This is a genomic window from Saprospiraceae bacterium (genome assembly GCA_026129545.1).
In the GTDB taxonomy this organism is placed as follows: domain Bacteria; phylum Bacteroidota; class Bacteroidia; order Chitinophagales; family Saprospiraceae; genus M3007.
In genome coordinates this window covers 909056-935376 of record JAHCHX010000001.1, presented here as the reverse complement: position 1 = coordinate 935376, position 26321 = coordinate 909056, and the positions used below count along the sequence as shown (strand labels likewise).

Genomic DNA, 26321 nt, shown 5'->3' with positions numbered 1-26321 from the left:
CGTGCGGCACGACAAGCCGGGCCACAAAAAAAGCAGCACCAAAAGGTTGTCCGCTCCTTTCGATGCTGCTTTGTTGCGACTCGATTTTATTTAATTCCCGAAAAAAAAATCTGGGCGAACAGTTTGCTTGCCGCCGGGGGCTTGCCCTTGCGGCTTTTCGCGTTTCTCGACTTTTTCGATAATGATGCTGGTAGGGCCGGACAGGATTTTGAACTCGGTGCGGCGATTGAGTTGATGCTGCTCCTCGCTGCACTCCACGCCGTTGGAGCAGCCGTTGAGGAGTTGTTTTTCGCCGTATCCTTTTGCCACGATGCGGTCAGGGGTGATGCCTTTTGCCACAATCCAAGCCTTCGCGCTGTCGGCGCGGCGCTGAGAGAGTTGCTCGTTGTAATCATCCCGGCCACGCGAGTCGGTGTGGGAGGAGAGCTCGATTTTCATGTCCGGGTATTTTTTCATCAAGTCCGTCAGGTATTGCAAATCAGGCTCCGCATCGGGGCGAATATCCGCTTTGTCAAAATCGTACAAGATATATTCAAGGCGAATCGGCTCGTTGATGCGGATGGTGTCGTACTCGGGTTCTACGCGCAGCAGGCGCAAGAGTAGTTTTTTCTCGATGCTGGTTGTTTTTTTCACGCCTGTCGTGTTGAAATCCAGCGTGTCGGGCTTGTATCCTTCGCGGGTGGCGATGACGCGGTACGATTTGTCGGGAGCGAGGGTGAAGGGAAATTCGTTGGCGTTGGCGTTGGTTTTTTCATCCACGCGGGCAGGGTCTTTTTCCGTCACGTCATATACCTGAACGGTGGCACCGTTGAGGGGCTGGTTTTCCTTCTCGCCTTTGCGACGCAAGCGCATGGTTTTGGCCAACAGCTCGACTTTGATGCGCTCGATTTCCCAGCTATAAATGTCGTCGCAGCAGGTTTTGCTTTTTAGGTTGTTGGGGCCGGGGCGGTTACTGACCAAGTAGCCGCTCATGCCGTCGGGCATACGGGTATAAAACAGGTCGTCCACGCTGGAATTGATGCCAAGCGGCATCCATTTTGGCTCGCTCCACACGGAGCCGTTCCACTGGCTTTCGAACACATCAAGCCCGCCGATGGTGGGGCGTCCGTTGCTGCTGAACCACAGTTTGCCGTCCTGATAAAAGGGGCTGGCTTCTTCGCCTACGGTATTGACGACTTCGCCCAAGTTGACCGGAAAACCAAATTCGCCGTCTTGTTTTTTGGGCGCGTAGTATATGTCGAAACCGCCTTGCCCGCCGGGCATATTGGCCACGAAGAACAACACTTTTTCGCCGAACAGCTCGCCTTCGCAAGGATGCTTGGCGATATAGTCGCCGTTCACGCCGTTCACTTCCTTGGCCGCGCCCCAACCGTCGGAGCCTTTTAGCGAGTAGTAGATTTTGCTTTCTGCGAGTTGCTGACCATCTTCCTCAAACAGCACGCGGGTGAAATACATGGTGCGCCCGTCGGGAGAGATGCTGACGTTGCCCTGATGCCACTCTTCGCGGTTGATCTGCTGGCCGAGGGCAGTGGGTGCGCCGAACTCGTTGCCGCTTTTGGTGGCAGTGTAAATTTTCGCAAACCAATCGCCTTGCTTTCCGTCGAGCACAATCACTTCTTTTGATTGAAGCGACGAATAGTAGAGCTCGCCACCGCTGTATGAGGGCGAAGCTTCCGTTTGTGGGCTGTTGGCCTTTTTGCCGAGGTTGGCCACTATCAAATTGTCGGGCTGCTTGGCTTTTTTGCCGATTTCGCAACCTGCGATTTCGCGCTGCGCTGCTTGCACGAGTTCGGGCGTGGCCACGGGGTCTTTGATGTACTGATTGAACATTTCGATGGCCTCAGAATACTTCCCATTGTGCTTGAGGCTCATGGCGTACCAGTATTTCAACTCGCCGTACTCGTTTTTGCGGTCGCGCAGCACCAAGCGATTGAACGCGCGCTCGGCTTGCAGGTAGTCGCGCAGTTCGTACTCTAGCATGGCAATCTTGACCGAAAGAGATTTGTCTTTCAAATCGTCTTGTGCTTTTTTGTAGAGTTCGAGCGCCTCATAGGGGTTGCCGTTGGCGGCTGCCTTTTCGGCTGATTTCAAGTTGGCTTCTGGCGTGGAGCGGTTGAGCGGTTGCGCGACAAGCGCCGCCGATGTTGCAAATAAGAGGGTTATGAGGATGATTTGTTTTTTCATCATAGTGTGATTTTAAAAACGTTGTTGAGGGGCGAGGCAAGAGCCTTCCAACGGACGAAAGCCGTCAACCGCAGGCCCCTTTGACAATCTCAGCCATTAGAATCTCGGACACAACACTTTGGGCTTGATGACCGAAGGCTTGTAAATTTTCACGATGTAGTTGGCCGCTATTTCGAAGCCGCCGCGATAATTGCTTGCTGCGTTGAGGTCGGAGGTGTTGATGTCGTAGGCAAGGCCAACGCGGAGGTCTTTATACTTCATCCCCGCAAGCGCCTGAATGGCATCGCGCAGGCGGTAGCCAAGGCCAAAATTGATGGTGAGGTCTTTTTCCGGGTCGAACAAGTATCCCACCAAGCCTTGCACCTGTATCTCGTCGGCACCGCTCATGGTCATGTATTGGAAGGAGGGGCTAAGGCTCCAACGGTCGTCGAGGGCCGCGTTGAGTTGGCCATGGAATATGCTCCGACGCGGGATTCTCGCGTCTCCTGCTGTCGGGTTGGTGGGGGCTGGAGCGTTGGGGTCCGACCTGCCGGCAAGGCTGTATTTGCCTTGATTGATATGGTACATGGCAAATCCGAAATTGACATCCATGCGTTTGTTCAGTTGCGTGGAGAGGTTGATGCCTGCGTCAATATCCGTGAAATTGGCGTTGTCCACTACGTTGGCCTCTTTGCTCAGGCTTGGCACATATTGCCCTGATGGGTCGTAGCCGTCCTCATAAAAACGCTCGTCGCCCAACTTCCGCCCGCCGCGACCATATTGGCCGCCGATGGACAAAATGGTGTTGTTTTTTTTGCTCAACGCGAGGTGATAGGTGGCACCCAGTTTGGCGGCGTTGTGTCGCAGCCCGACAGAGCCGGCCTTGTCGGAGAAGAACATAAGCCCCACGCCAATCCAGTCTTGCTTGCGTATGCCGCGAATGATGGGCGCGTCCGCAAAAACAGCGGGGGTTTTGAAGCTATTCGAGCCGCCGACCACGCTGGCCCATTGGCCGCGATAGATGCCGCCGATGCGGAGCGTGCCTTCGAACTTGCCCGCCATTGAGGGGTTCATCGTCAGGGGCGACATGGCGAATTGGGTAAAGTGGATGTCTTGCGCGAGCAGGCTGTTCAAGCCGAGGAGAGCAACAAAGGAAAAGAGTAGTTTTCTAACGTACATAATCGGAATGTTTAGCGGAAAAATAGGGATGGCGTTTATTGTTTGGGCGCTGGCTTTGAAATCCGCTTTCTTGCAAAAACGACATTTAAAATCACTTGCGCAGAATTGTTCGGCGAAAAGTAGCGCAAAATTGGAAATCCAAACCTAAGCCGTGTCATGCTTTTTGTTAAAAAGGTATTTTTGGTCGTTTCTGGCAAAAGCGTGAAGGGTAGAATGAGCTATATCATCTTCAATCTATCGGATATCGCTGCCGCCGAAATATCGTTCATGCACCTGAAATGTCCTTGGGGGCAACGAGCGAACCCAATCTTGGAGCAAGGGCGACAAGCCAAGCCCGACACTTCCACAGACGTGTTCAAATCCACGCCGGTTGGGTAAAAAGGGTACATCCCGAACGCTGGAACCGTGTTGCCCCACACCGATACGATTTCCTTGCGAAACGCCGCCGCGATGTGCATGAGGCCTGTGTCGTGGGTCAGCACCTTTCCCGCTTGACGCACGACGGAGGCCGATTGGTGGAGATTGAGTTGACCGCAGAGGTTGACAACATTTGGGCCAACAATCCCATTGGCGACGCCTTGCTCGGCCTTCCCTCCAAGCAGTGCGATGGGTTGGTCTATTTGCCGACAAATTTCTGCGATTTTTTCCGTTGGCAGGCGCTTGGTGGCGTGCGTGGCACCCAGCACAAAAGCAACATAGCGCCCTTTTTTGAGCAAAGGCGACCAATCTGCCAGATGCACTTCCTCGTCGGGCGGAATGAAATAGTCGAGCCCTGCGCCGTCGTAGCGCACCCCCAGATGCGCCACCGTTTGCAGGTAGCGATGCACGATGTGCGTTCGGGGCAACCTGTCTATTTTAAAATTGACCAACAGCCACTTTTCCATGTTCAGTTTGTCGAACACGCGCGAAGGGCGCCCCAAGGCGAGTTTGGTTCGGAGGCTGCGAAGGTTGTGGTGCAAATCCACCACGAGGTCGTACCGTTCTTTTTTCAAATCACTTATCACCTCGCTCACTTCTTTTTCAAAGGCAAAAACCCGGGCAATGTGCGGGTTGGGCAGGAGTATGGGGGCAAAGGCGCGTTTGGTGCAAAAATGCACTTCCGCGTCGAGTTGCTTTTTCAAACAACGCGACACCGGGCTGGTGAGCACAATGTCGCCGATGGAAGAGAAACGCAGGAGGAGGATTTTCAAAATACAACTGACAATTGCGCGATGCGCGGGTTTCTCATCGCTTTGAAAAGTTTGAATAGTCGCCCAGATTCAACTCGTCGCGGGAGCCGATGTAGCGGCTCGAATTGCCGACCATTGAGTAGTCGAGCACGGCATTTTTGATTTGAGATTTGTTCTGGATGATGCTGTTGGTGATAACGGTGTTTTCGACCACCGAATGATGCCCGACACTGACGTATGGGCCTATCACGGCGTTTCGTATCACGGCGTGGTCGCCCACGAAACAGGGCTGCACGATGACGCTGTTTTCTATCACCGCATTGGACGACACCAAACCATTGTTGCGGTGAAACTCCAACATTCGCTCGTTGGAATGCAATATGGCTTCCTTGTTGCCGCAGTCGAGCCATTCTTCGATTTCCCCGGTGCGAAAACGCACTCCCTCGTTTTTCAAAATCTCGAGCGCCGTGGTGAGTTGAAATTCGTTTTTTTCTCGAATTTCGTTGGAGATGATGTGATGCAACGCCTTGCGCAAATTTTCGCCCTCGCGGAAATAGTAGATACCGACGATGGCCAAATCAGAGATGAAAGCGGCCGGTTTTTCGGCAAATTCGGTGACGTAGCCTTGTTCGTCCAACTTCACCACTCCGAAGGAAGAGGGGTCTTTCACGCGCTGCACCCAGATGAACCCTTCCTCGCTGGTGTCGAACTTGAAGTTGGCCTTGAAAAGCGTGTCGGCAAAAGCAATCATGCACGGGCCGTTCAGGCTCTCCCACGCACAGTAGATGGCGTGCCCTACTCCTAAGGCTTTTTCTTGCCGATAAAGTTTGCCTTTGGCACCCAGCGAATGAGCGATGCCCATCAACTCCCGCTCCACCTCCGGGCCAAAGTCGCCCACGATGAACGCGATTTCCTCAATTTTTTTGCCGTAGGCCTCGGCCAAATCCTCCACCAACCGTTGGATAATGGGCTTGCCCGCTACCGGGATGAGCGGTTTGGGGACTGTGAGGGTGTGAGGACGCAATCTGGTGCCTCGACCTGCCATGGGGATTATAATCTTCATATTCAGAAGGTTGACTGATATTACAGTGTGGCCAAGAAGGTGTGTCTATGTTTTTCCCGTGCTGCCAAACCCACCAGTACCGCGTTCGGTCTCCGTCAAGGTTTGGGTTTTGAGCCAAGTTATCTGTTCGTATCGCGCAATAACCATTTGAGCCACGCGCTCGCCGGGTTCGATGGTTTGTGGTTCGTTGGAGAGGTTGACGACGATGCACTTGATTTCGCCGCGGTAGTCGCTGTCAATCGTGCCGGGCGAGTTGAGCATCGTGAGGCCGCGTTTGGCGGCAAGCCCGCTCCGGGGTCGAATCTGAGCCTCAAATCCATTGGGCAGTTCGATAAAAAGACCCGTCGGCACCAGCGCCCTTTCGAGCGGTTGGAGCGTGATGGGTTCGACAAGATGTGCCCGCAAATCCATGCCGGCGCTGCCTGCCGTCTCGTACTGAGGCAAAGGGTGTGGCGATTGGTTGATGATTTTGACTTCCAAGGCTTGGCTGATTTTGGCGGCAAAAGTAGTGCGTGATGCTGAATTGGCGCACGATGTCTTTGTGGTGAATAAAATTCGAGCCAAAAACGGCTGGGTTATATCTTGCGGCTCAAAAAAAATGATGCGTTGTCGTTCCTTGTTCGCTCTTGTCGCGGCAACCGCAGGATTAGCGCTTGTGCTTTCATCCTGCGCCACTTCCCGCCACGCCGAGCGCCGTTTTTCCAGAAAAATCCAAAGGGAAGTTGAAAAATCGTCCGTGTTCAGCAGGGCTTTCACCGGCTTCACCTTGCTTGACCCGCAAAGCGGACAAACTTTGGCCGACGTGAACGGCGACAAGTATTTCACTCCCGCCTCGAACACGAAGATTTTCACGCTGGCGACTTGTCTGGAAGTGCTGGGGGATTCGGTGCCTGCTTTGCGCTATTCCCCTGTCCCTGAATCAAGCGACCCTGTTTGGTATCTTGGCTGGCTCATTAGCGGCACGGGGGACCCTACTTTTTTGCACCCTAAATTCGAGGCATGGCAGACACCCTTCGAGTTGCTCAAAAAAAACGGTTTTCTGGGGTTATTTTACAGACATCATAAGATAAACCGCTTCGGCCCGGGCTGGGCATGGGATGACTTCAACGAACGTTATTCCCCCGAGCTGGCCGAAATGCCCCTGTATGGCAATATGGCTCGCCTGACCAAAACCTCCTCCGATTGGGAGGTTAGCCCTCCTTTTTTCAAATCTTTTTTGAAACAACGAGATGACTACGACCAAATAGACGGCAACGCTATTTTTCGGCAAGCGTTTTCCGACACCATATCATTGCCCTATTACAGCGAGTCCAACTTCAAACCGGGCTTTTCAAAGGAGATTCCGATGTGGCAAGCCAATGCGAAAACGCTCTCTTTGTTGTTGGACACATTGCATTACCCCGCTGAATCTTTGCCTACGACAGTGCAGGTCTATAACACGGGGGATGGTTGGCCCACCCTTTACTCCACCCCCCTCGACACCGTCCTGCGCCGAATGATGCACCAAAGCGACAACTTCATCGCCGAGCAAATGCTGCTGGTGTGCGCAGGACAAAAATTCGGTGTCCTCCAACAAGACACCATAATTAGGTGGATGCTCGACAGTGTGCTCATCTCGCTTCCGCAGCGCCCGCGCTGGGTGGACGGGTCCGGGCTTTCGAGGTACAATTTGGCAAGCCCACGCGACTTCGCGCAAGTGCTGTTGAAACTCTGGAAAGAGCAGCCGCACGAGCCGTTGCGTTCGCTTTTTCCGGCAGGCGGGGTGCATGGCACAGTGGCAGGCTGGTACAAGGGCAAGGATGGCAAGCCCTACGTTTTTGCAAAGACCGGCAGCATGAGTGGGGTGCACTGCCTAAGCGGATATGTGACGACCAAGCGCGGCAAAACCCTGATTTTCAGTTTTATGCACAATCATTTTGTGGGCAGCGACGAGCCATGGAAGCAAGAGATGCAGCGGATTTTGGAGATGATTTGGGAACGGTATTGAGCCGTTGCACGACCCTACAACCGCTTTGTGAAGTGCATGCTGCTGATGAAAAAGCCCTTGTTAAGGTAAAGTTTGTGGGCATCTTGGCGATGCGTACCCACGCCGGAATCAAGCGTGACACAAGCGCAGCCGCGTTGTTTGGCAAGGTCAAAAACAAGTTCAAGCAAGCGCCCGGCGTGGCCTTTGCCCCGATGCTCTTCAAGGGTGGTGAGGTCGTCCACATAGATTTGTTTGCCGTCGAAGAGTTTTTGAAGATGACGGTAGCCGATAGCTGCGGCTGCGATGCCATTTTCTTCGATAAAGGCCAGTTCGTAGCCCCCTGACTGCATTTCTTTCACCAAAGGGATGAACCGTTCCTCCTCCAAGTGTGGGCGAAGTAGTTTCATGACTGGCCAACATTTCCGAATGTCGGCATCGGTGCGAGCGAGTTGTATTTGCATGGTGGGTAGTTGTTGGAGGGTTTGAAGGTTTGAGGAATCACAATTTTTGTCCCGTTGTAAACAGGGAATGTGAGAGTGTCCACAAAACTGTGTCATCCCAATTCGGGCAATGAGAAAACACAGAGACACGGAGTCACAGAGTTTTGGCTTTCAATAACTTGCGCTCCTTTGAGTGCAGCGTTCGCCGTGTAAAAAAACATATAGAAAGGTTTGGCACGCTTTTCTGAAAATTCCCGAATTTGCCCAGTAGTGTGGTACTCTGCGCCTCTGCGTTTTTTTATCAAATCAAACCAAATGCTTGGGAAGGTCGCTCACACGCTCGCAACAGATTTGCTCCATCACCTGCTTGAGTTGGATTTTTAAAATCGAAATGGTGTGCTGCCCGCCTTTTTCCCCCAACGCCACCACGCCGTACATGAACGCTCTGCCCAAAAACGCAAACTCCGCACCACTTGCCAAAGCCCGCGCTATGTCGGGGCCACTGCGCAATCCGCTATCCATCATGATTTTAATCCGCCCCGCATACTTGGGTGTAATGTCCGCAAGAGATTTTATGGTTGATTGTCCCGCGTCCAGTTGCCTGCCGCCGTGATTCGACACGATGATGCCGTCGAGTCCTAATTTGATGGCCATTTCGGTGTCCTGCTCGCTCGCCACGCCTTTCAAGACGAGTTTTCCTTTCCAGCGGTCGCGGATGGGGGCGATTTTTTCCTCGTTGAGTCGGCCAGAAAAAGTCTGATTCATATACAGCCCCAATTGTTTGATGTCGAGACCCTTGGGCATATATTTTTTCATGGTGGCAAAATGCGGCTGGCCGTGCAGGAGGGTTCGGATGGCCCAATGCGGTTTTCCCAATATCTGCAACACATTGCGCATAGTCATTTTGGGGGGCATAGCGAGGCCGTTTCGGATGTCGCGTGGGCGGTAGCCAAACGTGGGCACGTCGCAAAGGATGACCAGCACTTGGCAGCCAGCGGATTCGGCGCGAGCGAGGATGTCGTCGCGCATCGTGTTGTCAGCGGGGTGGTAAAGTTGGTACCAGAATTTTCCCTCCGTCAGCTCACCAATGCGCTCGATGCTCGCCGTCGTCACGGTGCTGAGAATGAACGGGATATTGTGTTCAAAAGCGGATTTCGCCAAAATTTCAGGCGCGCCCGGCCACATCAAACCTTGCAAACCGACAGGCGCGATGCCGAACGGCGCATCATACACTTGACCAAACAGTTCGGTCTTCATGTCCGTGACCCCGTGTTTGCTCAAATAAAACGGCTTCAATTCGACCGCTCGTAGTTCGGCGGTGTTTTTGTGCAGGTTCACATCCTCGTTGCAGCCGCCGTCCAGATATTCAAAAGCAAAACGCGGGATGCGCCGTCGCGCACGCTTGCGGAGGTCTTCGATGGATGGAAAATTTGAGTTGTAGGAAGTGTTCATGGTAGAGGGTAGAGGGTGGTCAATATCTTTTCAGGGCAATCAGGTTTTGCGGCGGTGGTTTTTTGTTCCAAAAACGGTGAATCGCCAGCGCCGCGCCGAGCGCCGTCGCCTGGGGCACTTCCGCCGCAAAAACTTCCATTTCGGGAAATGCCCGAGCGAGCAACGACATAAAAATCTCGTTTTTGGAAAAACCTCCGTCCACGAATATCCTTCGGGTATTTTCCGTCAAAATCAATTTTGTGGAAAAGACCTGTTTTTCAACCAATTGCCGCATAAAGGCGATATAGTTTTCCGAAAATTCTTCTTGCTCCTCTGACTTGGAAAATCGAACGCGCTCGTAAAAATCCCCGGCCACCCCGAACTGCGCGGCGATGCGTCTCACCGCCTGTTCGTGCTCGTGGCCGGCAAAAAGCCTCGATGCCTTCACGGGTTTTCCCTGAAAGGTCAGGTAGCAAAGGCAATCCAGTGCCAGTTCCTCGAACGTCAAAGGGTTGTCGTTGAACGGATTCAGCGAGATATTCCAAGTGCCAGTGGAAATCAACACAAACGGTTCCCGAAAACTGGCGAGGTAGGGAATCAGTGCCGCAGAGCTATCGTGAAGACCAACACCTACATAAAAAGCGTGGTACTCCCCGCCGACCGAAATCGGAATTGGCACCCAAGTGGCGCTGTCTGATTCTTTTTGGGGAGGAAATTTCGCATCCAAGCCTTCCCGTCTCACCCACTCGTGGTAATCGTTCTTTTGAAAATCCCAAAGCATCGTGTGGCAACCGATGCTCGTGATGTCTGAAAAATACTCGTTGGAAATCAGCGACGCGACGTATTGAGGAAGGTGCAGGGCATATTTGACTTTTTGAAAGTCATCCGGTTTTTGATGTTTCAAACGGTAGAGTTGAAGGCCGGAATTGAGACTGCCCAGCGTGGGAGAAGCCGTTTCGAGCGATATTTTTTCCTCGCCGCCGTGTTTTTCAAAAAACCGTGTTTTCAAGTTTTCGGGAAAAGGTTTCAAATAATTGTAGAGCGGCAACTCTATCCCAGTGTGACGTTCCAACGGCCCCTGTGCGGCTTTATGAGACAAATAGACGAGGCTCGCGCCATAGGTCGTGACATTCACGCCCGAAACCACGAAACGCTCGTCTTCGAGGAGAGTCAAAAACGTGTTCCAGACCCAGTCGGAGAGCAACACCACGTCCTCGCAAGGAACGCCATCCTCGTCAACTGTTTCGGGCAATTGCTCGCTCTTTTCAAAGACAATGCGATAGTCCTCGTCGAACACGAAGCATTTTTTGTTGGTCTTGCCTATGTCGAAAATAACGATGTGCATACCTCCGTCAAACTGCTTGCACCGTGCCTGCCGCCTGTACCTCCGCCACGTTTTTGCAGCCAGCCAGCCCCATAGTGAGTTCAAAATCCGAAAACCAATTGTCGAGCAACTCCTCCACGCCTGCCTGACCGTTCACCGCCAGCGCATAGCAATAAGGACGACCAATGCCCACCGCCGTCGCGCCGAGCGCCAGCGCCTTGAAAGCATCCGCACCGCCGCGTATACCGCTGTCGAACAGCACCGGCACCTTGCCACGCACGGCTTCCAATACATTGGGCAATGCCTCGATGGCCCCAATCGAGCCATCCACCTGCCGCCCGCCGTGGTTGGACACATAGATGCCATCCGCGCCATAGTCCAATGCCTTTTTGGCATCATCGGGGTGGAGGATGCCTTTTAGCACAATGGGCAGTTGAGTGTGTTCGCGCAGGAAAGGCAGGTCGCTCCAAGTGATGTTGGGGCGCGAATAAATCTGCGTGAACTTGCGCACCGCCGCCAACCCGCGCCCGCTGCGCAGGTTGTCCCAAAAACCGCCCGGATAGCGGCGAGAAGAGGCCAGCAGTGTCCGAATCGCGTCCCAAGTCACCTTCGTTTTGGGGCGCGGCGTGGGGTCAGGCTCGTCGAGCAGGCGTTGGAACACCGGGTCGGAAGTGTACTGCGCGATGCCCATGCCTTTCAAAAAAGGCAAGGTGGCCAAGTCGAGGTCGCGAGTTCGCCAACCGAGCATGGTCGTGTCGAGCGTGACCACAACGGCAGAGCAACCACAAGCCTCCGCACGACGCAAAAAACTGGCTACCAAATCATTGGAGCGGCTCCAATAAAGTTGGAAAAGATGCGGCGCATCGCCCATAGCAGCCGCGCACTGTTCCATCGACACGGAGGCTTGATTGGAAAAAATGTAAGGAACACCGAACGCGCCGGCAGCTTTCGCCACCGCCAAATCAGCCTCAGGATGAGCCATTTCGAGCACGCCTATCGGTGCGAGGAAAAACGGGGCGGGGATTTTTTTCCCAAAAAAATCAGTGGAAGCGTCGCGTTCTTCCACATTGCGCAACATCCGAGGCACGATGCGCCAACGGTCGAAGCCGCTCAAATTGGCAGCCATCGTCCGCTCCAACCCTGCGCCGCCCGCGATATAAGCAAAGGCTTCGGCGCTCATTTTCTCCTTGGCACGGAGCTCCAGCGCGGCACCATCGAACGGAATCACCTGCCGCACACCTGCCGCCCCACCGATGTACACAGCGCGTTGGCGTTCGAGCGCATTTGTTTTTTTCATAAAAAGGAAGTTGCTTTGGGCTGATTTTCAGTATGTTTGAAAAATGTCGGCATCAATTTGACAAAAAATCAAGAAGTCGGCGTTCTAACGAGCATCAACAGACAACAACGAATAACATTTTAAACTTCAGAATTATGATGCGCCAAACCTTATTTGCCATCTCCTGCCTCTGTGTCCTCGCCTTGATTGCAGCCCCTCTCCCCTCTCTCGCTCAGAAAAACAAAACCGAAATCGGGAAATGCGGCTATTACGCTGACTCATTTCAAGGGCGGCCCACTGCTAGTGGCGAAAAGTACAACAAAGACGCGCTCACCTGTTCGCACAAAACTATGGCCTTTGGCACAAAAATTCGCGTCACCCGACTCGACAACAAAAAATCCGTCGTGGTGCGCGTCAACGACCGGGGGCCATTTGTGGAAGGCTACATCGTGGATGTGTCAATGGCCGCTGCCAAAGAACTCGACATGATAAAAGCAGGCTCCGTCCGCGTGAAAATCGAGGTGGTAGAGACCGCCCAATCTGCCCTCACCAACGATGCCCAATTGGAAGCAGAAGCGTTCCGCACCCTAGAACCCAACCAAATAGCAAAAGGGGTAAATGCCAATACGGCTTCTCGCGCACAATTCGCCAACACTCAAACAAATGACACACCCGTCACTCATTCCAACTCAGTGGCGACTAAGACGAACGCCGCGCCGACCGCGAAGGTGGCACCAAGTTCCAACCTTTTCAAGGTGGACATTGCGGAGTCGCAAAAAAAGGGCTTCGGTGTCCAAATCGTATCCCTCAGCGATGCCAACGGCGTGTTGCCTTTCGTCAGAGAATTGCAAGCAAAATACCCCGGCAAGGTGTTAGTGAATGTGAAGCGCGACGAGATGAATAACCCAACCTACAAAGCCATCGTAGGGCCTTTCGCTGATAAAAAATCCGCCGATGCCGCGCAAAAAACCATCAGTCAAAAGTACAAAAAGACAATCGTGGTGGATTTGAGCTTGCTATAGAAAGCCAGCGATTTCTACCCAGATTAAAGAGGATTTGAACCTGCCCGTTGGCAAGGCAGGGGTTTCCTTGATTGATTTGTGTGATTTTCGAAGGATTGCGAGCGCCGTCCGTTCAAAACCACTTTGCGTTGACTATCAAAAGTGGTTTGGCGAGTGATGACACCCTTCGCCAAAACCAATTACCACGAGCCACTCCAAACTGCGGAGTGGCTCGTTTTTTTTATGTGCCTTCCGCCCACCCAAGCGGCGCATTCACCCTGATCGGGCAGTACTCCGCACACCCGAACTATTTTTCGGAAAATATACCTCGCGCCGTCAAGTTCTGAGCATGGCCAAAAGCGCAATCTGTTCAAAATCGGGGGCATCAATCATGGTCATCTCACAAATCCTAACAAATCAAGGGGTAATTTGTGCAATTTTATTCTCGGCTCGCATCTGACCTGAAAAATCTTCCTCTTTATGCTACACCCAATCACGATGCTACTTTTGGCGCTGCTTTCAGCAAGCCTATCCCCTGCGGACTACCGCACCCAGCCAAATCTTCCGCTCACATTATTCGCCATTTCTGACGCACAGCGCCAACCCTTCGTCTTTGGCGACTCGCTCGTTTTCAAAGACTTGAAAGCCAACCTTGAGCGCCGCCAGAAAGAAACCGCCCCCGAAAAACTCTACCTCCACCTCGACCGCACCCTGTATCAACCCGGAGAAACCATCTGGTTCGGCGCCTACATCCGCAACGCAGGCGACCTCATGCCCTCCTTGCAAAGTCAGATTCTGCACGTCGAACTGCTCGACCCACGCGGCGCCGTTTTGCAGAAAAAAACCTACCTCGCCTTCGACGGCACGACGGCAGGCGATTTTGAATTTTCAAAAGACCTGCCCGGTGGCCTCTACAAAATCAAGGCCTACACCCGTTGGATGCAAAACACGAGCGAGGTGTTCGAGCGCAGCGTCACCCTCCAAAAAGTGGTGCTGCCCAACCTAAACCTCAAACTCGAATTCGAGCGAAAAGCCTTCGGCCCCGGCGACGTGGCGATTGCCCGATTCGACGCGCACAGCCTTGACAATAAGCCACTTGCCAACCAGAAGTTGCGTTTCACCGCCGCTGTCGGCGGGCAACAATTCACCGACGGAGATGCCCTGACCGACGCGAATGGCCGTGCCTACGTCCGTTTTCAGTTGCCGTCCAACATAGAAACTGCCGACGGTTTGCTCAATATCCAAATCGAACACGGCGGCCAAACGGAGGCCATCTCACGGGCGATTCCGCTCGTGCTGAACAAAATTGACCTCCAATTTTTCCCCGAAGGCGGCGACGCCATCGCCAGCCTGCCGTGCCGCATGGCATTCAAGGCCACCAACGAATTTGGCAAACCCGCCGACGTGGAAGGCGCGGTGCTGAACAGCCGGGGCGAGCAAGTTGCCGCGTTTAGCAGTTACCACGACGGCATGGGCGCGTTCGACTTCGTGCCGCAGCCCGGCGAGCATTACGAAGCACGACTGACCAAACCTTTTTCTTCGGAAAAAACTTTTGCATTGCCCGAAATTCAAACCACGGGATACGCCCTGCGCCTTCAGGAGCGCAACGCCCAGAGCCTGACCTTTGAAGTCGCCGCCAACCAGCCCGGCAAGGTCTATTTGGTCGGCCAAAGTCAGGACAAATTGTTCTTTTTCAAAGAAATAAACCTCGCAAAGGCGACGGCTGGAAAGGTCGTCGTACCCACAAAAGACCTGCCCGTCGGCATCGCGCGTTTTACTTTGTTTGACCAAAACAAAACCGAACAAGCCGAACGCCTCGCTTTTGTGAACCGCGACCGGGGGCTGAAAATCGAACTCCGACCCGACAAGGAAAAATACCTCCCCCGCGAACAGGTAAAGATGAAAATCCGCGTGGCAGACCATGCCGGGCGACCCGTGCAGGGCAAATTCTCCCTCGCCGTCGCCGACGAAAACCAACTCACTTTCGCCAACGATAAACAGGGCCATCTGCTCGCCAGCCTCCTACTCGAACAAGACGTGAAAGGCAACATCGAGGAGCCGAATTTCTATTTCGACCCCGCCGAACCCAAGTCCGAACAGGCGCTCGATTACCTGCTGATGACACAGGGCTGGCGACGTTTTGATTGGAAGGAAATTCAGGAGGCCCAGCCCGTTGCATACCAACAGCCGGGCGAGCGCACGGTGGTAGAAGGTCAGTTGTTTCGCAAAAATGGCAAGCCGCTCGCGCAGGCAAAAATCTCCCTTTATCCCAAAGGCCCCAGCGCGACGACCGACTTGGAGGGCCGTTTTTCGTTCAAAAATGTGGACATCGAAAAACATACGCACCTGCTCTACGGGCGCGATGTGTATTATCCACTCTATGAGTACGGCTCGAATTATGCGTTGTCCGAAAAAGGTGGCCGCCACGTCGCCCCTCCCACAATACGCCATTTGCCAAACACCTCCGCGAACGCTTTTTTGCAAGGCAAAATACTGGACGACACAGGCGAACCGCTCATCGGCGCGACGGTGAAAGTATTGAAAGGCAATGAGTTGGTACGCGGCACTATCACCGACTACGACGGCAATTACCGCGTGAAACCGCTCGACCCCGGCATCTATGATGTGGAGATTTCATTCACGGGTTACGCAACAAGAAAAGCCACTGGCGTGAAAATTTTGAAAGGCACATTCACCGTGTTGGATGACGTAATGAGCAATGGCTCCCTGCTCAGCGAGGTAAATGTTGTTTCTTACAGCGTACCCCTTATAGAACAAGACAAAACCATGCCCGCCAGCGCACTCACTTCCGAGCAAATCCGAAATCTGCCCACTCAAAAAACGAACGCCATCGTCGCCACCAGCGCCGGAGCAAAGCCTAAAGCCCGCGATGACATAAAAATCAAAAGCTCGCGCTCTGATGCGACGGAGTATTACATAGACGGCGTTCGGGTGACAGGAGCGCCGCCGCCAGCATTGGATGACGAAATGAAAATCATGAGGGGCGGCACACCAGCGGACATGGCTGGGGAAGCGCCAATGAATGAAGTTACCGTCACCAACTTTAAAATCCCGCTCACCGAGCCTGACAAAACAGCAAGCGGCCAAGCCTTTAGCAGCAGCCAATTGCAACCGCGCTCCTACGCCAGCAGAAGCACATGGGCAAAAGAAGAAAAACCCAGTTCCATGGGGCGCTATCGCAATCAAACTTTCAGCCGTGCGCGTACTTTCTACGCGCCCAAATACGAATCGCAAAAACAGCCCGCACAGCGCAGCGATTTCCGTAGCACCCTTTACTGGAATCCGAATATCCAGACCGACAAAAAAGGCGAGGCCGAGGTCGAATTCTTTACCTCCGATGCCATCACGAACTTCCGCGCCACGCTGGAAGGCATCGGTGAAATGGGGCAACCCGGCCGCACGGAGCAAAAGTTTTTTGTCCAAAAACCCCTCAGCATCGCCGTGAAAGTCCCCGCCTCTGTCATCTCAGGGGATATTTTGAAATTGCAAATCGCCATTTCAAACAAGACAAATTATGCGGCAGGCGGGCATTTGAATATCGCCGTTCCCGAACATTTTTCTCCCAAAAACGAAATTCAAGCAAACGCCCAACTCGCTCCCGGCGAAACAAAAACCATCACCGCTGAGTATGTGATTGGTTTGCAAAAAACGGAAAATCAAAGTGTTAGCATAAAATTCTCTGCGGACGAAAACGTGCTGGACGCCTTCGAGACCACCGTCCGCACCCTCGACCGAGGTTTCCCGGTCAAGCAAATCGCTTCTGGCAACGCCGCCCAAAATGCTTTCAACATCCGATTGCACGAGCCAGTGGAAGGCACCGTGTCGGCCACGCTCACGGCCTATCCCAACGCCCTCGAAGACGTGCTGAAAGGTATGGAGCGGATGCTGCGCCAGCCGTCAGGATGTTTCGAGCAGGTGAGCAGCAGCAACTACCCCAACCTGCTCGTACTCGACCTCCTGCGCCAAACCGGCACCGCCAAACCCGAGGTGGAAAGCCGCGCCATGACCCTGCTCGAAGACGGCTACAAAAAACTGACGGCCTACGAGTGCAAATCCGGCGGCTTCGATTGGTATGGCCGCGACCCAGCGCACGAGGGACTGACCGCCTACGGCATTCTCGAATTCACCGACATGGCAAAGGTGTTTGCGGTGGACAAAAAGATGATAGACAGGACGGTAACTTGGCTTGCAAGTCGCCGCGACGGGAAGGGCAGTTGGCAAGTAAACCCCCAAAGCCTGCACGGCTGGAAAAAAGACGGCGTGCTGGATGCCTACATCGCTTGGGCTGTGGCCGAGGCTGGTTACGGAACACAATTCGCCGCCGAAATCGAACACGCCCGCCAGCAAACGGAAAAAAGTGGCGACCCCTACCAATTGGCTCTGCTTGCCAACGCTTTGCTCGCGGCAAAAGACAAACAGGGCAAGGTGCTTTTGACACAACTACTTGACAAACAAGCCGCCGACGGCTCTTGGGCCGGCACTTCACATTCCGTGTTCCATGCCTACGGCAATTGTTTTCAAATCGAAACGACCGCACTCGCCACGCTCGCTTTGATGAAATCCGGCGAAAAAAACACCGCCCTGCAAAAGGCGATAGACTATCTCATAAAGTCCAAAACCGAGTACGGCTACGGCAGCACCCAAAGCACGGTGCTGGCACTGAAAGCCCTCGTCGAGTATGCCAAAATCGGCAACCAGTCGGCGGCAGACGGCACCATCGTCGTGCAGGTGGATGGCCGTCGCGTGGCAGAGCAACCCTATTCGACCCGCGATGCGAAACGTCTGGAAATCAAAAACTTGGAGCAGTTTTTCACATCCAGCAATCCGCGCGTGGAAGTGTTTTTTGAAAATTCAAAAGCCGCGATTCCGTTTGATTTGGAAATAAAATACGCCTCGCGGCAGCCACGCAACGCGAAAGATTGCCCCATCTCCTTCCAAACAAATTTGGGGCAAAACATTGCCAAAATCGGCGAAACGGTGCGCCTTACTGCCTCGCTCAAAAACGAATCTGCACAACCCCAAGCCTCGCCGATGCTCGTGTTGGGCATCCCCGCCGGCCTCACGCTCCAGCCTTGGCAGTTGAAAAAAATCGTGGACGAAAAGCAGTGCGATTTCTATGAGCTGTGGGACGGCTTCGCGGTGTTCCATTTTGAAAAAATCGGCGCGAACGAAACCCGCACCCTGCACCTCGACCTCCGAGCGGATGTGGCAGGCACTTTCGAGGCGCCAGCAAGTCAGGCATTTTTGTACTACACGAACGACCAGCGGGTGTGGAGCAAGCCGGAGAGGGTGGTGGTGAACGCTCAATGATGGCATTCGGTTGATTCGATTTTCGATTGAGGGGCAACCTCAGGGCAAACGCATCAAAATACAACCGACCTCGGAGAGGTCAAATGTTGGTAGAAATGGTGTGTTTTTGTGATAATTATCACGACCTCGGAGAGGTCAAATGTCTATCGCAGCAAACAGGTCACCAACATTCGACCCCGCTGGGGTCGTAAACACCGCGGAAATGGGGCGTTTCTACCAACATTTGACCTCTCCGAGGTTTGTGCCATTTTGATGCGTTTGCCCTGAGGGGCAACCTCGGCACCGGCGCCCGCGATGGGAGCCACCACTTTTTTCATTTTGCCGAAAGACCGTTTTCTCGCAAAACCCTACCGTTCACCCTGAAAAAGGGCGTACTCACACATTTAACAAAAAATCACTGGGGACTTTGCCGACCGAACGGATAACTTTGATGCACTCCTCTTGACCTTATTGTTCACAATCTAAACACCTTTTTAAGATGCAACGATTAGTTATCTTCGCCTCTCGCCTCTCGCCTCTCGCCTATTCAGCTGTTGGTTTTATGGCTCTTGTTTCCCCCCACAACAAACTGGGGCCAATGTTACATAAAAAACGAGCAGGGACAAACTCTTATTAGAGATTCATACTGCAACATAGTAGTGGTGATGGACGATACCTACATAGATTACTTCGGCGGGAATATCCATGCCGCTAAAGCGGCCTCATCGCCAAACGTGTTTGATGCGATTAATGAACTCAATGACTTATTCAACAATTATTTTTTGTATTTCAACGTGGTTTTTTTCCCGATAAACTATGTGGCCCCCAGCTATAAAGGGAATGTCTCAAATTGGGCTAAGGACATCAACAGTGACTTCAGGAAACAATTTCCCTGCATCAATAAAGATTTGATAGTTGTACTTTCAAGGGCTTTGGGAGCAAACGGACATGGCAACAATGGCGTAGCGATTTGTTCTAGACCTATACCAACTTCGCCTCCATACATCATCGCGCATGAGATAGGTCATGTAATTGGCTTAAAACACGCGACATCTTCTTGTTACAGTTGTTCGCCCGCAACATTTATGTGCCCAAACGGTGGCAATCTTTTCCAATTCAACCCTTGCGATTACCTGACACTAGCAGATTCTAAAAATGGTGTATTCTCACAAGGCCTAGGGTGCACTTTGTGCAGATGCGCTCTGTGGGCAGACTTTGTTTCGGGAGTGCCAGAAGACTTCATTTGCCCGCCACCAGACAATGTTGAGTTCATTTTGGACTTGGACAACCCCAATCCCGTCAGAAATTGTCAAGCATTTAGTGATGAGGTAACGGTCACTGTGACGATGAGGAATAACAGTCAAGCAGATCATCGAAACATCAGGGCATTTATCAATAATTTCAGCGGTTTTTCGGAATTTGTCATAGACCCAGACTTGGATTTCAACTGCATCAAAAATTTAGACACAGGGGTTGAGCTCCGCATCGTAAATCCCTTTACCAATGATTGTGAAGACAACGAGACGTTGCACTTCTTCGAGGCAAACGAGACAAAAGAGTTTCGATTCAAAATCAGATATCTGGGAGGTGTCAATGCTTCCACTCAACTTTTTCAGTTTCGTGTTTACACGGGGAACAGCGTTGGCACCCCTGTAAGCAGCGTCACCCAAAACGTATATCCATTTATAGAAGTAAGCGACAAAAACCAATGGTCACTGACCAATCCCATGATTTTTTTGTCCGACATAGAGCTGGACGGCGAAGAAACATTTGGGAGTACCTATGATTTCGGCACCAATGAAAAGCTGCTTTTTGCCTCCGGTGTGGGTTTAACCGTTTCCAATCACAGGACAGATATGACAAATGTGGATGTCAGGGGTTGTGACAATATGTGGAAGGGCATCACCGTCGAATACAGTTCCGAACTCATATGCGACATGACCACCATCGAAGATGCCCAATCCGCCATCCTCGCCAAAAGAGGCTCCAAACTCATAGTTCAGTACAGCAACCTGCTCAACAACAACTTCGCCATCCGCACCGACCCCGCCGGCACGGGCAATTTCAACCTTACCCTCAATGGCAACCGATACGGCACCACCACCGGCCTAAAAACAGCCTACGGCGGCCAAAGCCCCGCCCCCACCGGCAAAGGCTTCACGGGCATCTACCTCGAAAACGCCGGCAACGTCTCGCTCGGCACTTCCTTTGAGCAAGCCAACGAGTTTTTCAACCTGCACTATGGCATCATCTCCAACAACACCGACCTGACCGTGCGCAACGCCTCTTTCCAAGACATCGAAAAAACCGCGCAGGCCAGCGGCTACGGCGCCTTTGCCAACGCTCCCTTCACGGGCAAAGCCATCCAAGCCGCCGGCGGCTCGCTGGATGTGCGCGGAAACGTTATTTCCGCGGGGCACCCGGTACTTTTCAACAATTGCCACACCGGTATCCAGACCACCAACACGGGGGTGCAGCTCTGGGAATGTGTCATGCTCGGGGTCGCCAACGGCATCATCGCCAACGGCGGCATTTCCAAGCCTTACTATATCGCCTGGAACAACATCACCGCTTCCGACAGGGGCATCTCCACGTTCTACCAGTCGGGGCTTTCGGGACAGTCGAACATAGAGTACAACACCGTGCGCATGATGGGCAGCGCCAAAGGCATCGGCATCGGGGTGGGCGGCCAAGAGATGTTCCCGCAGTATGAGGGCTTCCTGCTTGGCAACACCGTCACGATGGACGACGGCGGGGCGGGCATCCACGTCGGCGTGGCCAACCGCCTCCGAGCCACCCGCAACTACGTGCACCTCAACGGGGCCGCCGTCCCCTACGGCATCCGCATGGAAGGCGGCGACCGCAACACCCTCAACTGCAACATCGTCACCAACCCCGGCAGCGGCGACAACTCAGGCATCTACGCCATCCACCCCGCCCGCGCCAGCATCCTGTGCAACACTGCCGACGGCACCGCGCGCGGGCTGCATTTCGAGGGCATGCTGGCTGGAAAGGCGAAGGCCGACGTGGCCGGCAACACCATGAAAAACAACGCCGCCGCCGGGCTGCTGCTCGGCACGGATGCGGTGCTGGGGCCGCAGGCACACCGGGGGAATAAGTTTGAAGAGGTAGGGGCTATGGCAGGTGCTGGGGCAGACGACCATTCATTGTTTACCGTGGATGCCAATGAAAATCCTGATTTTTTACCGAATGTATGGTTGCCGCAGTTGTGGTTTTCAGATGTTGCCGACCCCGCCCTATCATATCAATGCCTGCCTCCGACAGCTTGCCCCCTGCCCACCATCGCGTCCGATTATGCTCTGGACATCAAAATTGTGAAGGGGGAACTTGGCGGCACGACCTATCAGGCTGCCAACCAATGGCTGGCACAGCGCAGGTTTTATGAACTGGTGTTGGAGGAGGGCAATCCCTATCCCGGTAATTCGGACGTTTCCAGCTTCCTTTCACAGGCCCAGACCAACGGTATCGCGGGCTATGCCAATGTGCAGGTCGGCATTCGCTCGCTGGGCGCGATGACGGAACTCCACCGTGCGGCGACCGCTGCGAACCTCTTGGCACTCAACGGCATTTTGGCTGATAGTGCCGTCTATCAGGCCAACGAAAAATCGGTCAACCAGATATTCTTGCAGACCCTGGCCCTTGGCAATACGGACTTTTCCGAATCACAAATCACGGTATTGCAAGGCATTGCAGAGAGCTGCCCCCTCTCCGACGGCGAAGCGGTGCTGCGGGCGCGGGCCATGCTTGAGGTGCTGCAAAATTCCGCTGTTTTCTACGATGACGTTTCAATTTGTGGGATCGGGGAGAGGACTGACAACAACAAGATGATAGTAAAAAGTGCATTGAGCGTGTATCCGAACCCGGCTAATGACCTCTTGAACATTGAATACTCGAACGCTGAAAATGCTGACATGCAATTCGTGATATTCAATGCTCAGGGCCAAATCGTGCGGGAAGTGGCACTGAGAGGAGGAGTTGGGACGGTACGGGTGTCTTTGCAGGGCATCCCCAGTGGTGTTTACTGGTATGTGGCACCCGGAGCAGGTGCCGGCAAATTCCTGATTCAACATTGATTTTCACCTTTTTATGCCAGCCCCGTGACCTGCGTTGCGGGGCTGGCATAATCATCAATATGCCGAGCATGAAGATTTTTTTACTTATCGGGTTCTGTCTGGCGCCCTTCCTGACGACAGCCCAAAAAGAGGATTATATTTGGGTGATGGGTGATGACAACCAAACTACGGACACAACCCATGGCGGCGGGCTGCTGGATTTCAACTTCAGTCCTCCCAAGGCGAGTTACCGGTACCGTGAACACAATTTACGCACCACGAATTCCAGCATTTGTGACACTGCCGGGAATCTGCTTTTTTACACGAATGGTTGTGTTATCGCAGGGGCGGATGATGAAATTATGGAAAATGGTGAGGGCATCAATCCGGGTAATGCGCACTCGTTGTGGTGTGAGCAATACGGCACTGGTTATGCGGGTGGCCCAGCAAATTCACTCATACTTCCCGTTCCTGATTCAAACGGACTTTATTACCTTTTCCACAAGCGCTTTACGCTTTATTCTAATCCAACAACTGCTATTCGTGATAAATTTTACTACACGGTCGTTGACATGAACCAGAATCTTGGTAAAGGGAAGGTGGTAGCCAAGAACGTGGAAATGATGTCCGATACCTTGGCACGAGGCGAAATAGCCGCCGTCAAACACGCCAACGGCAAGGACTGGTGGCTCGTCACGCCCCGGCGGAACAGCAACCAGTTTTACGTCTTCAAGTTTACAAGCCAAGGTATAGTGGATACTTTCCAACAGACCCTCGGCATCCTCCCGGACCCGCAGGGAGAAGGGCTTGGCCAAATGGCATTTTCGCCGGATGGCAGCAAACTGTACCGTACCTATCGCTACAATCCTGTCATGGTCTATTCCTTCGACCGAGAGGCGGGTGTATTTACGCAGTTTGACACCATCCCTTTTGATTATGGCAACCAGTTGGTCGGAGAAATTGGCTGCGCGGTCTCATCCGATAGCCGTTTCTTATACTTAGGATGTCGAAAGTTCTTATATCAATTGGATACATGGGCCAGTGATATCAGCGCGTCACAGACCACGGTGGCTGAATGGGATGGTTTTACTACTCCATTTCCAACTTTGTTTTATCAGTTACAATTGGCCCCTGATTGTAAAATATATGGTCTTGCTGGTGGTGACACCCGTTATTACCACGTCGTCCACGACCCCGACGAGCCGGGTCTGGCCTGCAACGTGGAGCAGCGCGGAGTAAAGTTTCAAACCCCAACTGGTGCTTCCATGCCTTCTTTCCCAAATTACCGGCTTGGACCGCTCGACAACCCCGGCGTGCCTTGCACGGCCACGGTGAGCGTGAACAACCCGCTGCCCGCCACCGAAAAAAACACGGTGCAGGTGTGGCCCAACCCGGCCACCGATGAGTTCACCCTCTCGTACAGCCTGCCGCAAGCAAGGGGCGAGAGCCGGCTCATCCTCACCGACCCGTACGGGCGCGTCGTCCACGAGACGCGCTTGCAGGGCGCGGCAGGGCGCGTGGCGGTGCGGACGGAGGGCTGGGCGGCGGGTGTGTATTTTTTCAGCATCGCAAGCAATGAAGTAGGCCTATCTTCGGGAAAAATAATCGTGCAACGCTAAAACATGACAGCACCGTGAACACTTTTTTTTCGCCCTACGGCTCTGCCTGCCTATCCCAAGCACAATCCAACGGCCTCGCGGGCTATGCCAATGTCCAAGTGGGCATTCGACAATTGGGGGATATGAGCGAGGAAGCCCGCCCTTCAGCCGCAGCGAGTCTTTTGTCGCAAAACAACGGCCTGACGGGGAGCGCCGCCTATCAAGCCAACGAAAAAGCCGTCAACGAGATATTTTTGCAAACAGTCGCCATTGGCAACTATGACTTCACCGCAGCCCAAATCGCGTCGCTGGAGGCAATCGCCGAACTTTGCCCCCTCTCCGACGGCGAAGCGGTGCTGCGGGCGAGGGCGATGCTGAATTTGTTAGAAAGGAACCCCAACAATTACGACGATTTCGTCAATTGCTACGGCGGGGAACGCTCTGACAACACCCGGAGAAAAACAACGCCCCCGGGCCAATCGCTGAAACTGTTTCCCAATCCCGTCCAAGATGTATTCACGGTCGAATACAACGGGTTGAGCGACTCGGGGCAGCGGTTGGCGCTGTTCAACGTCTTTGGGCAAGCCGTGATGGCAATCAATTTGCCCGAGAGCCACGGTCGCGTCTTGGTAACGACAAGCAACTTGCCGGCAGGTGTTTACTGGTATGCCGTGCCTGGCGAAAACAACTTTTCCGGCAAACTCATCATAAGCCGATAAGCCTATTGTTTCACTCGGGATAGCATACGTTTCCCATGACGTATGCTATCTCTTTTTGTTTTTTTTATGAGAACTCGTGCGATTCTATTCTTGCTGGCGCTATCCCATGTTGTGCAGTCCCAAAAACACGACTACGTATGGATAACGGGCGACGACAACCAGTCATCCGACACTACCTACGGCGGCTCGTTGCTAGACTTCAATTTCAACCCCGTTAAAGCGAAATATAATTACCGCGAGCACAATATGTACACCACCAACTCAAGCATCTGCGACAGCGCGGGCAACCTGCTCTTTTACACCAACGGTTGTGTCGTCGCCGGGGCCGACGACGAAATACTGAAAAACGGCAACGGCATCAACCCCGGAAACGCCCACGATTTGTGGTGCGTGCAATACAACGACGGATATGCTGGGGGGCCGGGCAACTCTGTCATATTGCCCGTGCCAGATTCAGCGGGGCTGTTCTATCTGTTCCACAAACGGTTTGTGTTGTATTCCAACCCAACTAATGCCATTCGTGACAAACTCTACCACACTATCGTTGACATGAACCACAACGGAGGCAAAGGCGGGGTTATTGACAAAAACGTGGTGATGATGTCCGATACCTTGGCTCGCGGCGAAATAGCCGCTGTCAAACACGCCAACGGCAAGGATTGGTGGCTCGTCACGCCCCGGCGCAACAGCAACCAGTTTTACATCTTTAGGTTCACGAGCCAGGGAATTGTGGACACCTTCCAACAGACCATCGGCATACTCCCAGACCCAGACGGAGAAGGGTTTGGTCAGATGGTTTTCTCTCCGGATGGCAGCAAACTGTATCGTACCTATCGCTACAATCCTGTCATGGTCTATTCCTTCGACCGCGAGGCAGGGGTGTTTACGCAGTTTGACACCATATCCTTTGATTATGGCAATCAATTGGTTGGAGAAATCGGGTGCGCGGTGTCGCCCAACAACCGTTTTTTATATTTAGGATGCCGAAAGTTCTTATATCAATTGGATACCTGGGCCAGTGATATCAGCGCATCACAGACAACCGTAGCTGAGTGGGACGAATTCACCACCCCATTTCCAACGTTATTTTACCAGCTACAACTTGCCCCCGATTGCAAGATATATGGTCTTGCAGGTGGAGACACCCAATACTTTCACGTTATTCACAATCCTGATGAAGAGGGGGCAGGATGCAATGTTGAGCAACGAGGCCTTTTGTTACCCGCACGAAGCGGTGCCTCCATGCCTTCTTTCCCCAACTACCGCCTCGGACCGCTCGACAACCCCGGGGTGCCGTGCACGGCCACGGTGAGCGTGAACAACCCGCTGCCCGCAACCGAAAAAAACACGGTGCAGGTGTGGCCCAACCCCGCCACCGATGGGTTCACCCTCTCGTACAGCCTGCCGCAGGCAAGGGGCGAGAGCCGGCTCTTCTTTACCGACCCGTACGGGCGCGTCGTCCACGAGACGCGCTTGCAGGGCGCGGCAGGGCGCGTGGCGGTGCGGACGGAGGGCTGGGCGGCGGGTGTGTATTTTTTCAGCATCGCAAGCAATGATGTAGGCTTATCTTCGGGAAAAATAATCGTGCAACGCTAAAACATGACAGCAA

General features: G+C 53.3%; 16 protein-coding genes. 7 read left to right on the top strand and 9 right to left on the bottom strand.

Annotation, left to right across the window (positions count from 1 at the left end):
• Positions 1-90: 90 nt before the first annotated feature.
• From KIS77_03320 to dut, 5 genes are all read right to left on the bottom strand, one after another.
• Positions 91-2187 (bottom strand): OmpA family protein, encoded by a 2097-nt coding sequence (locus KIS77_03320; GenBank protein ID MCW5921347.1) that lies wholly within the window; start codon positions 2185-2187, stop codon positions 91-93.
• Between the two features lie 93 nt (positions 2188-2280).
• Positions 2281-3342, bottom strand: a complete 1062-nt coding sequence (locus KIS77_03315) for a PorP/SprF family type IX secretion system membrane protein (GenBank protein MCW5921346.1) — start codon at positions 3340-3342, stop codon at positions 2281-2283.
• A 218-nt stretch (positions 3343-3560) separates the two neighbouring features.
• Complete coding sequence (locus tag KIS77_03310; protein ID MCW5921345.1) at positions 3561-4535, bottom strand: glycosyltransferase family 9 protein; 975 nt, start codon at positions 4533-4535, stop codon at positions 3561-3563.
• 31 nt (positions 4536-4566) lie between these two features.
• The gene (locus KIS77_03305; protein MCW5921344.1) at positions 4567-5556 is read right to left on the bottom strand and encodes an NTP transferase domain-containing protein; all 990 of its coding nucleotides are present in this window, start codon (positions 5554-5556) and stop codon (positions 4567-4569) included.
• Between the two features lie 63 nt (positions 5557-5619).
• Positions 5620-6054, bottom strand: coding sequence for a dUTP diphosphatase (dut, locus tag KIS77_03300; GenBank protein ID MCW5921343.1), 435 nt, complete (start codon positions 6052-6054; stop codon positions 5620-5622).
• Positions 6055-6172: 118 nt separating this feature from the next.
• On the opposite strand from dut, the gene KIS77_03295 reads away from it, so the two are divergent.
• Positions 6173-7561, top strand: coding sequence for a D-alanyl-D-alanine carboxypeptidase (locus tag KIS77_03295; GenBank protein ID MCW5921342.1), 1389 nt, complete (start codon positions 6173-6175; stop codon positions 7559-7561).
• 14 nt (positions 7562-7575) lie between these two features.
• On the opposite strand, the gene KIS77_03290 is transcribed toward KIS77_03295, so the two are convergent.
• The 4 genes from KIS77_03290 to KIS77_03275 form a co-directional block, all read right to left on the bottom strand.
• Entirely contained in the window at positions 7576-8001 is a 426-nt protein-coding gene (locus KIS77_03290; GenBank protein ID MCW5921341.1) for a GNAT family N-acetyltransferase, read from the bottom strand.
• Positions 8002-8286: 285 nt separating this feature from the next.
• Positions 8287-9432, bottom strand: a complete 1146-nt coding sequence (locus KIS77_03285) for an alpha-hydroxy-acid oxidizing protein (protein MCW5921340.1) — start codon at positions 9430-9432, stop codon at positions 8287-8289.
• A 19-nt stretch (positions 9433-9451) separates the two neighbouring features.
• Complete coding sequence (locus KIS77_03280) at positions 9452-10756, bottom strand: hypothetical protein (GenBank protein MCW5921339.1); 1305 nt, start codon at positions 10754-10756, stop codon at positions 9452-9454.
• 7 nt (positions 10757-10763) lie between these two features.
• Entirely contained in the window at positions 10764-12032 is a 1269-nt protein-coding gene (locus KIS77_03275; protein ID MCW5921338.1) for a lactate 2-monooxygenase, read from the bottom strand.
• A gap of 134 nt (positions 12033-12166) precedes the next feature.
• On the opposite strand from KIS77_03275, the gene KIS77_03270 reads away from it, so the two are divergent.
• From KIS77_03270 to KIS77_03245, 6 genes are all read left to right on the top strand, one after another.
• Positions 12167-13033, top strand: a complete 867-nt coding sequence (locus KIS77_03270) for a septal ring lytic transglycosylase RlpA family protein (GenBank protein MCW5921337.1) — start codon at positions 12167-12169, stop codon at positions 13031-13033.
• 459 nt (positions 13034-13492) lie between these two features.
• Positions 13493-18343 carry a carboxypeptidase regulatory-like domain-containing protein gene (locus KIS77_03265; protein ID MCW5921336.1) on the top strand — a complete coding sequence of 1617 codons (4851 nt, stop codon included), beginning with the start codon at positions 13493-13495 and terminating at the stop codon, positions 18341-18343.
• 644 nt (positions 18344-18987) lie between these two features.
• Positions 18988-22416 (top strand): zinc-dependent metalloprotease, encoded by a 3429-nt coding sequence (locus KIS77_03260; GenBank protein ID MCW5921335.1) that lies wholly within the window; start codon positions 18988-18990, stop codon positions 22414-22416.
• A gap of 551 nt (positions 22417-22967) precedes the next feature.
• The gene (locus KIS77_03255) at positions 22968-24014 is read left to right on the top strand and encodes a T9SS type A sorting domain-containing protein (protein ID MCW5921334.1); all 1047 of its coding nucleotides are present in this window, start codon (positions 22968-22970) and stop codon (positions 24012-24014) included.
• Between the two features lie 14 nt (positions 24015-24028).
• Positions 24029-24712, top strand: a complete 684-nt coding sequence (locus tag KIS77_03250; protein MCW5921333.1) for a T9SS type A sorting domain-containing protein — start codon at positions 24029-24031, stop codon at positions 24710-24712.
• 66 nt (positions 24713-24778) lie between these two features.
• Positions 24779-26308, top strand: coding sequence for a hypothetical protein (locus KIS77_03245; GenBank protein MCW5921332.1), 1530 nt, complete (start codon positions 24779-24781; stop codon positions 26306-26308).
• Positions 26309-26321 lie beyond the last annotated feature (13 nt).

Excerpts from the sequence above, each read along its gene's own strand:
- KIS77_03320 (MCW5921347.1), bottom strand. The coding sequence starts at position 2,187 with ATGATGAAAAAACAAATCATCCTCATAACCCTCTTATTTGCAACATCG.
- KIS77_03315 (MCW5921346.1), bottom strand. The coding sequence starts at position 3,342 with ATGTACGTTAGAAAACTACTCTTTTCCTTTGTTGCTCTCCTCGGCTTG.
- KIS77_03305 (MCW5921344.1), bottom strand. The coding sequence starts at position 5,556 with ATGGCAGGTCGAGGCACCAGATTGCGTCCTCACACCCTCACAGTCCCC.
- KIS77_03295 (MCW5921342.1), top strand. The coding sequence starts at position 6,173 with ATGATGCGTTGTCGTTCCTTGTTCGCTCTTGTCGCGGCAACCGCAGGA.
- KIS77_03290 (MCW5921341.1), bottom strand. The coding sequence starts at position 8,001 with ATGCAAATACAACTCGCTCGCACCGATGCCGACATTCGGAAATGTTGG.
- KIS77_03285 (MCW5921340.1), bottom strand. The coding sequence starts at position 9,432 with ATGAACACTTCCTACAACTCAAATTTTCCATCCATCGAAGACCTCCGC.
- KIS77_03280 (MCW5921339.1), bottom strand. The coding sequence starts at position 10,756 with ATGCACATCGTTATTTTCGACATAGGCAAGACCAACAAAAAATGCTTC.
- KIS77_03275 (MCW5921338.1), bottom strand. The coding sequence starts at position 12,032 with ATGAAAAAAACAAATGCGCTCGAACGCCAACGCGCTGTGTACATCGGT.
- KIS77_03270 (MCW5921337.1), top strand. The coding sequence starts at position 12,167 with ATGATGCGCCAAACCTTATTTGCCATCTCCTGCCTCTGTGTCCTCGCC.
- KIS77_03265 (MCW5921336.1), top strand. The coding sequence starts at position 13,493 with ATGCTACACCCAATCACGATGCTACTTTTGGCGCTGCTTTCAGCAAGC.
- KIS77_03260 (MCW5921335.1), top strand. The coding sequence starts at position 18,988 with ATGGACGATACCTACATAGATTACTTCGGCGGGAATATCCATGCCGCT.
- KIS77_03255 (MCW5921334.1), top strand. The coding sequence starts at position 22,968 with ATGAACCAGAATCTTGGTAAAGGGAAGGTGGTAGCCAAGAACGTGGAA.
- KIS77_03245 (MCW5921332.1), top strand. The coding sequence starts at position 24,779 with ATGAGAACTCGTGCGATTCTATTCTTGCTGGCGCTATCCCATGTTGTG.